At 66.6% G+C, this 15,869-nt stretch carries 12 protein-coding genes; 5 read left to right on the forward strand and 7 right to left on the reverse strand.

All coding sequences use genetic code 11. The features are described from left to right. The first annotated feature begins 72 nt into the window (after positions 1 to 72). From N5C88_RS27835 to N5C88_RS27845, 3 genes are all read left to right on the forward strand, one after another. Entirely contained in the window at positions 73 to 1,338 is a 1,266-nt protein-coding gene (locus N5C88_RS27835; protein ID WP_280016643.1) for a 4-aminobutyrate--2-oxoglutarate transaminase, read from the forward strand. 124 nt (positions 1,339 to 1,462) lie between these two features. Next, the gene (locus N5C88_RS27840) at positions 1,463 to 2,932 is read left to right on the forward strand and encodes an NAD-dependent succinate-semialdehyde dehydrogenase (RefSeq protein WP_054453045.1); all 1,470 of its coding nucleotides are present in this window, start codon (positions 1,463 to 1,465) and stop codon (positions 2,930 to 2,932) included. A gap of 148 nt (positions 2,933 to 3,080) precedes the next feature. Continuing rightward, entirely contained in the window at positions 3,081 to 3,935 is an 855-nt protein-coding gene (locus tag N5C88_RS27845) for an inositol monophosphatase family protein (RefSeq protein ID WP_059372208.1), read from the forward strand. Between the two features lie 161 nt (positions 3,936 to 4,096). Here N5C88_RS27845 and N5C88_RS27850 read toward each other — a convergent pair whose 3' ends face one another. From N5C88_RS27850 to N5C88_RS27880, 7 genes are all read right to left on the reverse strand, one after another. After that, the gene (locus N5C88_RS27850) at positions 4,097 to 4,915 is read right to left on the reverse strand and encodes an NAD-dependent protein deacetylase (RefSeq protein ID WP_059372205.1); all 819 of its coding nucleotides are present in this window, start codon (positions 4,913 to 4,915) and stop codon (positions 4,097 to 4,099) included. Positions 4,916 to 4,968: 53 nt separating this feature from the next. Beyond that, positions 4,969 to 5,916, reverse strand: a complete 948-nt coding sequence (gene epsC / locus N5C88_RS27855; protein WP_059372204.1) for a serine O-acetyltransferase EpsC — start codon at positions 5,914 to 5,916, stop codon at positions 4,969 to 4,971. 174 nt (positions 5,917 to 6,090) lie between these two features. Further along, positions 6,091 to 7,140, reverse strand: coding sequence for a UDP-glucose 4-epimerase GalE (gene galE / locus N5C88_RS27860; protein WP_059372203.1), 1,050 nt, complete (start codon positions 7,138 to 7,140; stop codon positions 6,091 to 6,093). Positions 7,141 to 7,148: 8 nt separating this feature from the next. Continuing rightward, positions 7,149 to 8,816 (reverse strand): glucose-6-phosphate isomerase, encoded by a 1,668-nt coding sequence (pgi, locus tag N5C88_RS27865; protein ID WP_280016644.1) that lies wholly within the window; start codon positions 8,814 to 8,816, stop codon positions 7,149 to 7,151. Between the two features lie 13 nt (positions 8,817 to 8,829). Continuing rightward, positions 8,830 to 10,233, reverse strand: a complete 1,404-nt coding sequence (locus tag N5C88_RS27870) for a phosphomannomutase/phosphoglucomutase (protein ID WP_059372196.1) — start codon at positions 10,231 to 10,233, stop codon at positions 8,830 to 8,832. Positions 10,234 to 10,253: 20 nt separating this feature from the next. Next, on the reverse strand, positions 10,254 to 12,515 hold the full coding sequence (locus N5C88_RS27875; RefSeq protein WP_059372194.1) for a GNVR domain-containing protein: 2,262 nt from the start codon (positions 12,513 to 12,515) through the stop codon (positions 10,254 to 10,256). Positions 12,516 to 12,577: 62 nt separating this feature from the next. Then, positions 12,578 to 13,714, reverse strand: coding sequence for a polysaccharide biosynthesis/export family protein (locus tag N5C88_RS27880; protein ID WP_059372191.1), 1,137 nt, complete (start codon positions 13,712 to 13,714; stop codon positions 12,578 to 12,580). 242 nt (positions 13,715 to 13,956) lie between these two features. On the opposite strand from N5C88_RS27880, the gene N5C88_RS27885 reads away from it, so the two are divergent. Both N5C88_RS27885 and N5C88_RS27890 read left to right on the forward strand, forming a co-directional pair. Continuing rightward, positions 13,957 to 15,366, forward strand: a complete 1,410-nt coding sequence (locus N5C88_RS27885) for an undecaprenyl-phosphate glucose phosphotransferase (RefSeq protein ID WP_059372189.1) — start codon at positions 13,957 to 13,959, stop codon at positions 15,364 to 15,366. A 46-nt stretch (positions 15,367 to 15,412) separates the two neighbouring features. After that, positions 15,413 to 15,865, forward strand: a complete 453-nt coding sequence (locus N5C88_RS27890) for an NUDIX domain-containing protein (protein WP_059372823.1) — start codon at positions 15,413 to 15,415, stop codon at positions 15,863 to 15,865. Positions 15,866 to 15,869 lie beyond the last annotated feature (4 nt).

The following is a 15,869-nucleotide window of genomic DNA, read 5'->3' on the forward strand; positions in this document are numbered from 1 at the left end:
GTGGTTCCCACAAATGGGGCCATCGTAGCATTAAATAAGGTTTTCCCGCCCATCATGCTCTCCGAGGCTGAGATGAAGAATCAGGACCTGAATACCCGCCGTTCCCTGGCCACGCCGCGTGGCGTCGGCGTCATGTGCGACTTCTACGCGGTGCGCGCCGAAAACGCCACCCTGTGGGACGCCAATGGCAAGGAATACATCGATTTCGCAGGCGGCATCGCCGTCCTGAACACGGGCCACCTGCACCCGAAGATCAAGGCCGCGGTCGCCGCGCAGCTGGACAACTTCACGCACACGGCCTACCAGATCGTGCCGTACGAAGGCTATGTCTCGCTGGCCGAGCGCATCAACCGCCTCGCCCCCATCGACGGCCTGAAGAAGAGCGCCTTCTTCACCACCGGCGTCGAAGCCGTCGAAAACGCCATCAAGATCGCGCGCTCGGCCACCGGCCGCTCGGGCGTCATCGCCTTCTCGGGCTCGTTCCATGGCCGCACCATGCTGGGCATGGCGCTGACCGGCAAGGTCGACCCGTACAAGCTGTCGTTCGGCCCGATGCCGGGCGACATTTATCACGTGCCCTTCCCCAACGCCACCCAGTCCATCACCGTGGCGGACTCGCTCAAGGGGCTGGACCTGCTGTTCAAGTGCGACATCGATCCCAAGCGCGTCGCGGCCATCATTCTCGAACCTGTCCAGGGCGAAGGCGGCTTCAACATCACCCCGCCTGAACTGATGACGGCGCTGCGCAAGATCTGCGACGAGCACGGCATCCTGCTGATCGCCGACGAAGTCCAGACCGGCTTCGGCCGCACCGGCAAGCTGTTCGCCATGGAACACCACTCGGTCCAGGCCGACCTGATCACCATGGCCAAGAGCCTGGGCGGCGGCTTCCCGATCTCGGGCGTGGTCGGCCGCGCCGACGTCATGGACGCGCCCGCCGCCGGCGGCCTGGGCGGCACCTATGCCGGCAACCCGCTGGCGGTCGCCGCGGCGCATGCCGTGCTGGACGTGATCGCCGAGGAAAAGCTGTGCGAACGCGCCGTCGCCCTGGGCGACAAGCTGCGCGCGCATCTGGAAGGCCTGCGCGCCAAGGTGCCGGGCATCGCCGACGTGCGCGGCCTGGGCTCCATGGTCGCCCTGGAACTGAACGATCCCGCCACCGGCAAGCCGGACGCCGAAGCGGTCAAGCGCGTGCAAGCCCGCGCCATCGAAAAGGGTCTGATTTTGCTAAGCTGCGGTGTGTACGGCAACGTCCTGCGCTTCCTGTACCCCTTGACCATCCCCGACGCCCAGTTCGATCGCGCACTGGCCATCCTGTCCGAGGCGCTCGCCGCCTGACGCACAGGACCTGAACTACCGGTATTCCGGCGGGCAGGCACAAGTTTTGCGGGCGTAGCGGATCAGCCGCCACGCCCGCAAGCCGTTTCCTGGCCCACCGCATCCCTTCAAGGAGACTCCAATAATGACCGCACTGACCCATCCCCTGGCGCGCCCCGATCTGCTGCGCGACGCCTGCTACATCGACGGCAAGTGGGTAGCCGCCGGCAACGGCCCGTCCATCCCCGTGGACAATCCCTCCACCGGCAAGACCATCGTGTCGGTGCCCAAGCTGGGCCGCAAGGAAGCCGAACAGGCCATCGCCAGCGCCGAGGCCGCCCTGCCCGCCTGGAGCGCCAAGACCGGCAAGGAACGCGCCGCCATCCTGCTGAAGTGGGCCCAGCTCATGATGCAGAACCAGCAGGACCTGGCCGCCATCATGACGTCCGAGCAGGGCAAGCCCGTGACCGAAGCCGCCGGCGAAATCGCCTACGCCGCCTCGTTCCTGGAGTGGTTCGGCGAAGAAGCCAAGCGCATCGACGGCGACATCCTGCAAAGCCCCAAGGCCGGCCAGCGCCTGATGGCGCTCAAGCAGCCCATCGGCGTCACCGCCGCGATCACGCCGTGGAACTTCCCCGCCGCCATGATCACCCGCAAGGTCGGCCCGGCCCTGGCCGCCGGCTGCACCATGGTGGTCAAGCCCGCCCAGCAGACCCCGCTGACCGCGCTGGCGCTGGCCGTGCTGGCTGAAGAAGCCGGCGTGCCCGCAGGCGTGTTCCACGTCATCACCGGCAGCTCGCGCGAAATCGGCGCGGCCCTGTGCGAAAGCGACGTGGTGCGCAAGCTGAGCTTCACCGGCTCCACCGAAGTCGGCCGCACGCTGATGGAGCAATGCGCGCCCACCATCAAGAAGCTGTCGCTGGAACTGGGCGGCAATGCGCCCTTCATCGTGTTCGACGACGCTGACCTGGACCGCGCGGTCGACGGCATCCTGGCTTCCAAGTACCGCAATGCGGGCCAGACCTGCGTCTGCGCCAACCGCATCTACGTGCAGGCCGGCGTGTACGAAGAAATCGCCAAGCGCCTGGTCGCCAAGGTCGAGGCCATGAAGGTCGGCGACGGCTTCGCCGACGGCGTGACCCAGGGTCCGCTGATCGACAGCAGCGCCGTGGAAAAGGTGCAGGAGCACATCGCCGACGCCACCGCGCACGGCGCCAAGGTGATCGCCGGCGGCAAGCCCCACGCGCTGGGCGGCACCTTCTTCGAACCGACCGTGGTGCGCGACGTGACCCAGTCCATGCGCTTCGCGACCGAGGAAACCTTCGGCCCGGTGGCCCCGCTGTTCCGCTTCGAAACCGAAGCGGAAGTCATCGGCATGGCCAACGACACCATCTTCGGCCTGGCCGCCTACTTCTTCACCCGCGACTACGCCCGCATCTGGCGCGTGTCCGAGGCCCTGGAGTACGGCATCGTCGGCATCAACACCGGCATCATCTCCAATGAAGTCGGTCCGTTCGGCGGCGTCAAGCAATCCGGCCTGGGCCGCGAAGGCTCGAAGTACGGCATCGAAGAGTACCTGGAAATCAAGTACCTCTGCGTGGACCTGGGCGCCTGACGGCCCCTGGCGCACTGCGGCCCCCGCCGGTTTCTGCCGGCGGGGGCCGCTTGCATTTGCCCGGCGTGCTGGCGGGAGTCCGATATGTTGCATCGCGGCCTGCGCCGGGCATGGTAGATTTGCGCGTTCCCTGACCGAACGAGTCCGTATGAGCAGAACCTTCACCCGCGAGGACACCCGCCGGCTTGCCGCTATCCTGGCCGAAACCGCGCAGACGGAAGTCATGCCGCGCTTTCGCAATCTGCCGGAAGGCGCGGTGCGCGGCAAAAGCTCCGCCCGCGACCTCGTGACCGACGCGGACGAAGCCGCCGAGCGCCTGATCGCCGCGCGCCTGGCCAAACTGCATCCGGGCGCCGTGCTGATCGGCGAAGAAGCCTCGGCCCGCAATCCCGCGCTGCTGAACATGCTGGTCGACGCCGACCTGGCCTTCCTGATCGACCCCATCGACGGCACCCGCAACTACGTCGCGGGCCTGCCTCTCTTCGGCATGATGATCGCCGCCTGCCATCGCGGCGACGTGATCGCGGGCGTCATCTACGACCCGGTCAGCCGCGACAGCGCCCTCGCCGTGCGCGGTGAAGGCGCCTGGATGGAATATGAAAACGGCAAGCAGGCCCAGCTCGCGGTGGCCAGCCCCGCGCCGCCCGAAGACATGGACGGCCTGATCTCGACCGGCGCCCTGCCCGAGCCGATGCGCACCACCGTCAACAGCAACCTGTCGCGCCTGGGCAGCACCGCCTCGCTGCGTTGCGCCGCGCATGAGTACCGCATGCTGGCCGCCGGGCACTGCCACATCGCGTTCTACAACCAGTTGACGGCCTGGGACCACGCTGCCGGTTGGCTGCTGCACCGCGAGGCCGGCGGCTACGCGGCCCACTTCGACGGTTCGCCCTACAAGCCCACGCATCGCACCGGCGGCCTGCTGTATGCGCCGGATGCCGGCAGCTGGCACGCGGCCCGCAAGGCGCTAATGGGGGACATGGCGGACGCCGCCGAGACTTGACAAACGCTGCCCGAAAAAGGTCGAAAACTCGGGGTTATCCCTAGGAGTTATCCCCAGTTCCTGTGGACAACCCTATGGAAAGGTCTGTAACAGCGGAAAAAAACCTTTGCAGGGCAAGCACTTGCTTAGACCGGTCAAAAACCGGCCGGCCCTAGGGCGTATTACAGCGCGTCCAGCGCCACGGCGCAGGGCAGTTCCACTTTCAGGGTCAGCATGCTGTCGGCGCGGGTGCGCCCCAGGTTGATGGCAGCTATCGGCATGCCGTTGCGCGACGCGGCGCTGACGAAGCGGTAGCCGGAATACACCATCAACGATGACCCCACCACCAGCACCGCGTCCGCGTTCATGAGGCCGGCATTGGCGTGGTCCACGCGCTCGCGCGGCACGGTTTCGCCAAAAAAGACCACGTCCGGCTTGACGATGCCGCGGCAGCGCGGACAGGGCGGCACCTGGAAACGCGCGAAGTCCTCGCCTTCCAGGTCGGCGTCGCCGTCAGGCGCGTCCGAGGCTTCCAGCAGCGTCCATTCCGGATTGCCGTCCTGCAGCGCCTCTTGCCAGGCCTGGCGGCCGCCGCGCCAATCGCAGGCCATGCAACGCACCTCGTCCAGCCGGCCGTGCAGGTCCACGACGTCGCGGCTGCCGGCGGCCTCATGCAGGCCATCGACGTTCTGCGTCACCAGCACCGAAACGCGGCCGCGCGATTCCAGCCGCGCCAGCGCCCGGTGCGAGGCATTGGGCTGCACCTGGCCGAAACGGCGCCAGCCCACCATGCTGCGCGCCCAATAGCGCGCCCGCGCCAGTTCGCCGCCCATGAAGGTCTGCAGCGTCATGGGCGGCTTGCGCTTCCATTCGCCTTCGGTGTCACGGTAGTCGGGGATGCCGGAGTCGGTGCTGACGCCCGCTCCCGTCAGCACGAACAGCCGCGGGTGGCGGTCGACAAAGCCGCGCAGCGCGGCCAGATCAGAGACTCGAGTGTCCATCCAGGCTCCTCAGGGCCGGCCGCTGCGCAAGGAGGGCAGCGGCCTCAAGCTGCTCAGCCGCCCAGGCCGCAGTCGGGCATGTCGCTGACCAGGCTGGCCTGGGTCACGTTGCTGCCCGGCGGCACGCTGCGGGTCAGCCAGACGTTGCCGCCGATGGTCGAACCCTTGCCGATGGTGACGCGGCCGAGAATCGTCGCGCCAGCGTAGATCACCACGTCGTCCTCGATCAAGGGGTGGCGCGCCAGGCCCTTCTTGAGTTCGCCGTTTTCGCCGGGCGGGAAGCGCTTGGCGCCCAGCGTGACCATTTGATAGAGGCGCACGCGGTCGCCGATGATGGCGGTCTCGCCGATCACGACGCCGGTGCCGTGGTCGATGAAGAAGCTGCGGCCGATGGTGGCGCCCGGGTGGATGTCGATGCCCGTATCCGCATGCGCGATTTCCGCCACGATGCGCGCCAGCATCGGCGCGCCCAGGCGATACAGCACATTGGCCAGACGGTGGTGGATCATCGCCGCCACGCCTGGATAGCACAGCAGGACCTCGTCCACGTTGTGCGCGGCCGGGTCGCCCTGATAGGCCGCGGTCACGTCCAGGTCCAGCGCGGCGCGCACGCGCGGCAGCTCGGCGCCGAACTGGCGCACGATCTCGATGGCGCGCTGGCGCGCATCCGCGGGCCCGGTCTGTTCGGGCCGGCCCACGTACTGCAGTTCCAGACAGACCTGGTGCAGCAGCGCGTCGAGCGCCGCGCCGATGGTATGGCCGACGTAAAAGTCCTCGACCTCCTCGCGCAGGTCGATCGGACCCAGGCGCATCGGGAACAAGGCGCCACAGAGGTCCTTGACGATCTGGCGCAGGCTTTCCTGCGACGGGAATTCGCGCAGGCCGGCGTCTTCGCGCAGGCGGCCGCGGGGACCGCGCCAGGCCACGCGGGCTTCGCGCAGGCCCGAGACGATGCTGTCCAGGTTCCAGTGGGCCGGCGCGCTGTAGGTCGGCCCGCTCATGACTGCGGCTCCTGCAGGAAGCCGGTAGAGGGATTGAATTCAAACATGGGTGCGCCTCGTTGACGGTGCACGGCCGCGGCGGCCAGGCCGCCGGGCAATGCTGCTTCGCAATATTTCCGTCAACTGTAACCGCTCGCGCCGGTTTCGCGGAATCCATCCGATACGGCGCAGGGGTTATGTCCCTGTGTCCTGTTCGTAGCCCTGTGGGTTGCCCTGCTGCCAGCGCCAGCCGTCCGCGCACATCGCGTCCACGTCATGCGTGCTGCGCCAGCCGAACAAAGATGCCGCCAGCGCAGGATCGGTCCACATTTTCTCGACGTCGCCGGGACGCCTGGCTTGCGGGCGCACGGGAATCCGGCAGCCGTTGACCCGCTCGAACGCATGCACCAGCTCCAGCACGCTGGTGCCCTGCCCCGTGCCCAGATTGATCGCCACGAACCCGGGATGGCGCTCCGAATAGGCCAGCGCCTGCACATGCCCCTGCGCGAGGTCCATCACGTGCAGGTAGTCGCGCACGCCCGTGCCGTCGGCCGTCTCGTAATCGTCGCCGAACACCCGCAGGAACGGCTGGCGCCCCACCGCCACCTGGGTGATGTAGGGGAACAGGTTGTTCGGAATGTCGCGCGGACTTTCCCCGATCTGGCCGCTCGGATGCGCCCCGATGGGATTGAAGTAGCGCAACGTCACCGCGCTGAACGCGGGATCGGCCGCGCAAACGTCACGCAGCGCTTCCTCCACCATCAGCTTGGTGCGGCCGTAGGGGTTGGTCGGCGCCAGCGGATGCGCCTCGGTGAGCGGCAGGAAGTGGGGCTCGCCGTAGACAGTGGCCGAAGAACTGAACACCATGCGCGCCACGCCCGCCTCGCGCATGGCGCGCAATAGCGTCACGGAGCCGCCGACGTTGTTGTCGTAGTACTTGAGCGGATCGGCCACCGACTCGCCCACCGCCTTGCTGCCGGCCAGATGCAGCACCGCCTGCACCGGCGCGCCGCGCGCCGCCGATTCGGCCAGCACCGATTCGACCAGGCCGGGGCTGCGGATGTCCCCTTCCACCAGCGGGATCTCCACGCCGCACAGGCGCTCGACGCGGCGCACGGCCTCGCGGCTGCCGTTGCTGAAGTTATCCAGCACCAGCGGCCGCTGGCCCGCCGCCAGCATCGCCACCAGCGTGTGCGTGCCGATGTAGCCCGCGCCGCCCGTCACCAATACATGCAGGTCCTGCATGGTCTCCCTCACAGATGCGCCGCCACGCCCGGCACCCAGGCATGGCGCGGCCGCGGCGCCTGCGCATGGCTGCGGTAGCGGTCGATCCAGTACGAGGTGGACGCGTCATGGCCCCAGTCCACCACGCCGGCCGACACCGGCACCGCCAGCTCCCGCTCGATGCCGGTGGCCAGGCGCTTGCCCAGCTCCACGCCCCACTGGTCGAAGGGATTGATGCCCCAGACCACGCTCTGCACGAATACCTTGTGCTCGTACAGCGCCAGCAGCGCGCCCAGGCCGCGCGGATCCAGCTGGCGCAACACGATCAGGGTCGAAGGCCGCCCGCCCGGATGCACCATGTGCTGCGCCAGGCTCAGCGCGCGCTCCTGGTCGTCGATGTGCGCCACATCCATCAGCGCCTGCTCCAGGCACTTGCCGCGCAGCAGCGCCTGGCGCTGCGCCAGGCAGTTGGCCAACAGCATGCGGTGCGCATCCGGACTGTCCGCGTGGCCTTGCAGGCTGGCGATGAAGTCCACCGGCGCGCCCTCTTCGCTCTGATGCAGCCATTGGAAGAAGGTGTGCTGCCCGTCGGTGCCAGGCATGCCCCAGATGATGGGAGCCGTCGGCACCCCGACCGCCGCGCCATCGCCCGCGACCCGTTTGCCCAGCGATTCCATTTCCAGCTGCTGCAGATAGGTGACCAGGTGCAGCAGCCGCGCGCTATAGGCCGCGATGTTCAGCGAGTTCTGGCCCAGCACGCTGCAGTTGACCAGGCCCGCCAGCGCGAGCTGGATGGGTGCGTTCGACGCGAACGGCGCCTGCTGAAAATGCTGGTCCATGGCTTCGGCGCCCGCCCGCATGCCGATCAGCACGTCAGCGCCCACCGTCAGCGCGATCGACAGGCCGGCCACCGACCAGACCGAATAGCGCCCGCCCACCCAGTCGCACATCTTGAATATCTGGCTGGACGGCACGCCCAGCGCGCGCGCCGCCGACACGTTGGCGGTGACAGCGGCCAGGTGCTCGGACACGTCGGTCACGCCGCCCTGCTTGAGCCAGGCGATGGCCGCGCGCGCGTTGTGCAGCGTCTCGGCGGTGGTGAAGGACTTGGAAGACACCACCACCAGGCAGCGGCGCGGATCCAGCCCGGCCACCGCATCATGGAACGCGTGTCCGTCGATGTTGGACACGAAGCGGATCTGCCGGCGCTGCTGCGCCCCGCCAAACGCCTGGACCGCCAGGCGCGGCCCCCAATCGCTGCCGCCGATGCCGATATGCAGCACCGTGTTGAAGTCGGCCGTCTGGTCCACCCGGCGCACGAAGTCCGTCATGCGCGAATGCTCGCAGACGGAGTCCGCATCCTGGCCGTCGGGCTGTTCCCGCGTGCGCCCGGCGCGCAGCGCCGTATGCCATGCCGGCTTGCCTTCGGTCCAGTTGACCGGTTCGCCCGCGAACAAAGCCTGGCGCGCATCCGCCACGCCACGCGCCTGCAGCAGCGACATGGCCGCGGCTTCCAGCGCCGGCGATTGCCGCTGCATGCTCAGGTCCACGCACAGACCCGCCGCCTCGATGACCTTCAGCGCCGCGCCGTCCAATTCCGCGCCGTGCGCGGCCTGCGCGAACGCCTGCCACTCCGGGCTGTCCGCCAGGCCCGAATTCGCCCTTAGCGCCTCAACCGCATACTTGGCCTTTCCCATCGCGTGATGCTCCTTAAAACGGTAAACGAACATGAGGGGCAATGCGTCGGAACGCGTTGCGGAAATCCTCCTCGATACGGGCCAATGCGGCCACCGTGTCCCCTTCGAAACGCAATACCACCGTCGGCGTGGTGTTGGACGGACGCGCCAGGCCGAAGCCGTCGGCGTAGTCCACCCGGATGCCGTCCAGGTCGTTGATGGACTGCGCGCCGGGAAACTGTCCCTGCGCGCGCAGCGCTTCCACCAGGTCGAACTGCTCGCCTTCGGCGGTTTCCAGCTTGATTTCGGGTGTGGCGCAGGACTGCGGCAGGCTTTCCAGCAGGGCCGAGGGGTCCGGCGCGCCGGACAGAATCTCCAGCAGCCGGGCGGCGGCGTAGATGCCGTCGTCAAAGCCGTACCAGCGCTCCTTGAAAAAAATGTGGCCGCTCATCTCGCCAGCCAGCAACGCGCCGGTTTCGCGCATCTTGGCCTTGATCAGCGAGTGCCCCGTCTTCCACATGGTGGCCTTGCCGCCCGCCTCGGTAATGGCGCGCGCCACGTGGCGGCTGCACTTGACGTCATAGAGGATCTCGGCGCCCGGATTGCGCGACAGCACGTCGCGCGCGAACAGGATCAGCTGGCGATCGGGCCAGATGATCTGCCCCGTCTTGGTCACCACGCCGAGCCGGTCGCCGTCGCCGTCGAACGCCAGGCCGACCTCGCAGTCGGAGTAGCGCAGGCAATAGATCAGGTCCTGCAGGTTCTGCGGATCGGCCGGATCCGGGTGATGGCCCGGGAACGAACCGTCGACCTCGCAGAACAGCTCGACCACTTCGCAGCCCAGGGCGCGGAACAGCGCCGGCGCCGCGGCGCCGGCCACGCCATTGCCGCAATCGATCGCAATCTTCATCGGACGCGCCATGCGGATGTCGCCCATCAGGCGCGCGGTGTAGCACGGCATGATCTGCATTTGCGTGCGCCCACCCGATGCGCTGGCCGACTCTATCGGCAAGCGCATCGCATCGCGCAGCGCGGTGATGCCCTCGCCATACAGCGAAGCGCCGTCCAGCACGATCTTGAAGCCGTTGTGCGCGGGCGGGTTGTGGCTGCCCGTGACCGCGATGCCCGCGCCCGTGTCCATCAGGCGCGTCGCAAAGTACACCATCGGCGTGGTCGCCATGCCGATGTCGATGACGTGCATGCCCGCCGAGCGCAGGCCCGCCTGCAAGGCGGCCGCCAGCTCGACGCTGCTCAGCCTGCCATCCCTCCCCACCACGATGGACCGCGCCCCCTGTTCGCGGGCCTGGGTACCCGCCGCCATCCCCAGGCTGTGCGCGAACCTCGCATCGATTTCATCCGGCACCGTGCCGCGTATGTCGTAAGCCTTGAAAACCGCATCCAGAATTTGCGGCGTGTCCCAGCCAAAAGTTCCGTGCATGCCAGTTTCTCCGGGTGGCGTTATTTAGGGCCGTTCTGTTTGAAATCGCCGTAATACGCCGCACGGGAGTAGCGGTAACTGCCGTACTTGGACCGGAAGCCAAAGCGTTCCGGCATGAGCTTGAGACCGTTGAAGAGCACGCCGTCCACCGGCGCGCCCGCCTGGATCAGGCGCTTGGCCGTCTCGCGGATTTCGCCCACGGTGTTCATGCCCGAGCGCACCACCACCATCACTGCGGCCGCATGCGTGCCGACCACGGCGGCGTCCGGAGACGACAGCACGGGCGCCGTGTCCAGGATCACCATGTCGTACTGCGAGGCCAGTTCACGCAGGGTTTCGCCGAACACCGGCGACGCCAGCAGCTCCGACGGGTCGAAGGTCACCGCGCCGGTAGCGATGAAGTCCACGCCCTCGGACACGCTGTGCTTGCGGACCTGGGTCAGCGGTATCGTGCCCGACAGCACTTCGAACAGGCCGTCTTCCTTGGGCACGCCGAAATAGCGGTTGAGCTGGCCCTTGCGGAAGTCAGCGTCGATCAGCAGCACGCGCTTGCCCACGCCGCCCTGGATGAAAGCGAAGTTGGCCGACAGGAAGGACTTCCCCACGCCTGCCACCGGCCCGGTGAACATGACCATGTTGTTGGCCGACTGGCGCAGCGACGCCTGCAACACGTTGCGGAACGACCTCAGGCTTTCGATGGGCGGCGCGTTGCCCTGGCTCTGGGCCAGCAGCGCCGGCACGCTGGCGTTCTTGCGCCGGCTGCGCCGCCACAGCTTGTCCTGCATGTCGCTGTACGGAATGGCGGCCAATACGGGCAGGCCGGTATGACGTTCGACGTCGTCGGGTTCGGACAGGCCGCCGAACAGCGCATTGCGCACGAACGCGCACAGCATGCCGAAGATCAGGCCGAAGGCGGTCGCCACGCCGATGATGATGGCGGCCTTGGGACGCACCGGCTTGTCCGGCTGCACCGCCGAATCCAGGATGCGCACGTTGCCCACCTTGCCGGCGCGGATCAGGCGCAACTGCTGGGCGTTGTTGAGCAATGCCGTGTAGAGCTCGGTATTGACGCGCACGTCGCGCACCAGGCGCACCACGTCCTGCTCCAGGTCGGGCAGTTGGCGGATGTTGTTGCCGATGCGGTTCACGTCCCCGGTCAGCCCGGCGATCTGGCGATCCAGCGCCACGATGCTGGGGTGGGTCGGCGCGAAGCGGGTGATCATTTCCTGGCGCTTGGAGCGCAGTTCCATCACCTTGGTCTGCGCGTCCACCGATTGCGCCAGGATCAGCTTGGCTTCTTCGCTCAGGTCGATGGTGCCGCGCTTGTTGCGCAGCGAGTTGTACTTGGTCTCGGCGGCGTCCAGCTCGCCCTTGAGCACCGGCAGCTGCTGTTCAAGGAATACCAGCGACTTCTCGGCCTGCGCCGACTTGCGGTTCACGTTCTGCTGCACGTATTCCTGGCCGATCTGGTTGAGCACGGCAGTCGTCAGCGCCGGATCATTGCCTTCCAGCGTGACGCCGATCACCCCCGATGTGCGGCCGCGCTCGAAAATACCCAGGCGCGCCTGCACGTCCTCGATGGCCGCCAGGCGCGAACTGCGCGACACCGTGAACTCGGTGCCGGGGCGTCCCGTCAGCGCGTCGATATGCACGTCCATCGCGCCGCCCCCAGGCAGCCGGAAATGCTCGGGCTTGCCCACGGTGCCGTTGAAGGTGGCGCCCGTGAACTTGTCGCTCAACGTATAACGCCCTTCGCCCAGCGTGGTCACGCGAAAGGGCTTGCCCAGCCATTCGTTGGGCACGTCCAGCTGCGAGATCGCGATGGCTTCGCCGCCCCATGCATAGCCGCCGCGCGGCAGGCTCGACGGGTACGGCAGGCTTTCGTAGCGCTGCGCCAGCCACTCGCCGATCACGGGGAAATAGCGCGGCTTGGCCTGGATGTACAGCAGGAACTTGTCGACGGCGGGTCCGACCACCATGCGCGAGCGCAGCACTTCCATTTCGCCCGAGGTCTCCGCCTTGGTATCGAACATGGAAGATACGTCGCCGAGCAGGCTGCGGCTCTGCCCCTGCGGCATTTCCTCTTCCACCTGCACGATGATGTCGGCCGAGTACACCTTGGGCGTGATCATCACATAGGTAAGCGCCCCCAGTAATGCAAGCAGAGTGATCGCGATGATCATCCACCGGTTGGAAAAGATGGCGTCCACATGGGACGACAACGGAGTTTCCTGCTGACGAGCCGGCACGGACGGCTCGAACGATTCGATGGGCAACGACATGCAGCTCTCCAAGAGAAGACGCCGCCGCGGTCGCGGCGTCCCCAGGCGTGGTTTAAGGCGGACTAATCTATGGACTTCACGGTCTGTACGGTCTGGGCGCTCGGGAACAGGTTGCTGATGAAGCGGTTCCACCGCACCAGGGCCGCCGTATCCACGAACACCACGTCTTTGGGTTGCAACTCGAACTTCTCCGCCACCGCAAGAGTCTGCGGCGAGCCGGCGTTCAGGTGGAACACCAGCGGCGTCGCTTGCTCAGTGCTGCGCACAACGAATATTTGCGACGGATTCGAGGTCAGCTGGTTCGGTCCTCCGGCCAAGCCCAGCGCTTCGGTCAACGACATGCGTCCGTCACGCATCACTGCCGCGGTGGGCAAGGTCACCTCGCCCATCACGAACACCTTGCTGTCGTCGCGCGGCGTGACCCTGACGATGTCGCCCGACTTCAGCAGCACCTGATTCAGGTCTTGGCCACGCTCGATCAGCGCAGGCACGTTCACGCGAGTACGGCGTCCGTCACGGATCACGTAGACCGCGCTGCGATCGCCCGTGGGCAGAATGCCTCCGGCCCTGTTGACGGCTTCCAACAGGGTCATCGGGATATCGTTGATCGCGATTGCGCCCGGCGTCTTCACTTCGCCATCCACGTAAACACGCTTGCTGCGATATCCCAGAACGCGTACGGTGATCTGCGGATCCTGGATGTACTTGCTTGAACTATTCACTATGAGATTGCGCGCCTGAAGTTCCGTCAACCCGGCCACTTTCAGCAATCCCGCATAGGGAAATTGGATATATCCAGTGGATGAAACCGTATAGCCCGGAATGCCCGAGGCGGTGTCTCCAATGGCTAGTTCCGTTACCCCTGTCCCGATGGCGTAGGTTTGCGTCGGAAGAACGAGTTCGGGGTGATCCCACACCACGATCGAGAGGATGTCTCCGGGCCCGATCAGGTACGGCCCGGACTTGCCATAGAGCTTGTCGACCCCTTCGTTGTCGAGCAATGCCTGGCGCGCGCGCTGGTCTTCAAGCACCAGCGAGGGCGTGATTTCCTTGATTACCGCCTTGGAGTTCGGATCCAACGGATCCGCAAGCTGATTGGCGTCAAAGGTCATACCGGGAGACAAGGCGCAAGCGCCCAGCGAGGACACGAGCGCGATAGCTGCTATGCCTCGGCTCAACGTTCCGAAAAATGTCGTCATGGCAAATCCACTTGTGAATGACTTCGTTGCTTGGAGTGAGCCCGATGCGTAACGGGTTGCGACATTCCACTCTCTTTTCCTAGGCCCGCACATTCGACGGATGTCCTAAGCCTTCTCCTACATCGTTTGGAGGTTTCGGGTGCGTTGCGCACTCAATAAGATTTTGTCGGTAGCCACAAGCTTTGCGGCGGTGCACAGTTTTTGCCTTCCGCACGGCGGCTCCCCACGAACAGGAGTGCGCGATGGACCCGTCCCAAACGGACACGTCGTCTAGATTCAGCGGAGCAAGCTATCTCTATCGCTTGCTCGATGCCGCGATCGTGATCACCTGCGGCCTGACTGCCACCGGCTTGAAATTCTCGGACGATGCCTTGGCGGATCCTCCGCAGATCCATCTGTTCCTTGTGTACCTGTGCGGCCTGGGCGTGGTGGCCATCTTCCCGGCCTTCCGCCTCTATGTATCGTGGCGCGGCCGCCTGCTGACCGACCTGGTCGTGCGCAGCCTGGCGGCCTGGGCGCTGGTGTTCGCGCTGGGCATCTGCATCAGTTTTCTCATGCACCAGACCGCGGCGATATCCCGCGTATGGGCGGCTACGTGGTTTGGCATGTCGGCGCTGACGCTGGCCGGCCTACGGATTGCGGTCTACGCGGTGCTGGGCGCGGCGCGCGACCGCGGGATGGACCGCAAGCGCGTGCTGCTGGTGGGCTTCGGCGCGCTGGGCCACGACCTGTGGCGCCGCGTCGAGCAATACCGCGGCGCGGGCTACGAAGTGGCCGGCATCTACGCCGAGCCCCATGAGAACCTGCCGCCGCAAGTCCGCCGCCTGCATGAGCTGGACGGACTGCATGGCTTCGTGCATGAGCACAACGTCCGCGAGATCTGGATCGTGCTGCCGATGGAAGCGGGCCAGGAACTGCGCGAAGTCCTCTATCACCTGCGCAATGACCTGGTGGATATCCGCTGGATTCCCGATGTCATGTCGATCCAGCTGCTGGGACACCGCATCGGCGAATTCCTGGGCCTGCCCGCCATACAGCTCAACAGCCTGCCCGCTGCCGGCGTGCGCGGCTGGGCCAAGGAGATCTTCGACCGCAGCTTCGCCTTCTGCGCGCTGATCGGGCTGTCGCCCGTGATGCTGACGGTGGCGATCCTGGTGAAGGCGACTTCGCGCGGCCCCGTGTTCTTCACCCAGCCGCGGCTGGGCGTGGACGGCAAGGTCTTCCATGTCTACAAGTTCCGCACCATGACGGTGCATCAGGAGCATGGCGTGGTCACCCAGGCCACCCGCAACGATGCCCGCGTCACGCGCATCGGCGGCTTCCTCAGGCGCACCAGCCTGGACGAACTGCCGCAGTTCCTGAATGTGCTCATGGGCGACATGTCGGTGGTGGGACCGCGTCCGCACGCCCTGGAGCACAACGAAATGTACAAGGACCTGGTGCAACGCTACATGATGCGCCACCGCGTCAAGCCGGGCATCACGGGCTGGGCGCAGGTCAACGGCCTGCGCGGACAGACGGACACGCTGCGCAAGATGAGCGATCGCGTCGAGTACGACATCTACTACATCCAGCACTGGACGTTCAGGATGGACCTGCAGATCATCGCCCGCACGGCGTTGTCGGGATGGACGGGCCGCAATGTCTACTAAACCTTTGGGATGGCCCGAGCAACGCAAGGCCGCGGTCCGCGACGGCGTGCTGGCGCAGGCGGAGTTCCGCCAGGCGGTCGAGATGTTGCCGCTGGTTTCCATCGACCTGCTGCTGCGCGACGCCGCGGGCCGCTACCTGACCGGCCTGCGGGCAAATCCCCCGGCCCAGGGCGCCTGGTTCGTGCCGGGCGGGCGGATCCGCAAGAACGAAACCCTGCACGCGGCGCTGCGCCGCATCGCCCGCGACGAGCTGGGCATCCCGGTCAGCGAGCTGGCCTGGACCCCGCGCGGCGTGTACGAGCACTTTTACGGCACCAATTTTGCGGGTGAAGCCGGACGCTCCACCCATTACGTCGTCCTCGCCTATGAGGCCGAGCTTTCTTTGGACATTTCCAGCCTGCCCCAGGCCCAGCACCGCAGCTACCGCTGGCTGCCCGCCCGTGCCCTCGCCGCCGATCCCGGCGTGCACCCCTACACCCAGGCCTACTTCAAGGAGTGAGCGC

The sequence above is a fragment of the Achromobacter sp. GD03932 genome (genome assembly GCF_029839485.1).
Classification (GTDB): Bacteria; Pseudomonadota; Gammaproteobacteria; order Burkholderiales; family Burkholderiaceae_B; genus Achromobacter; species Achromobacter bronchisepticus_A.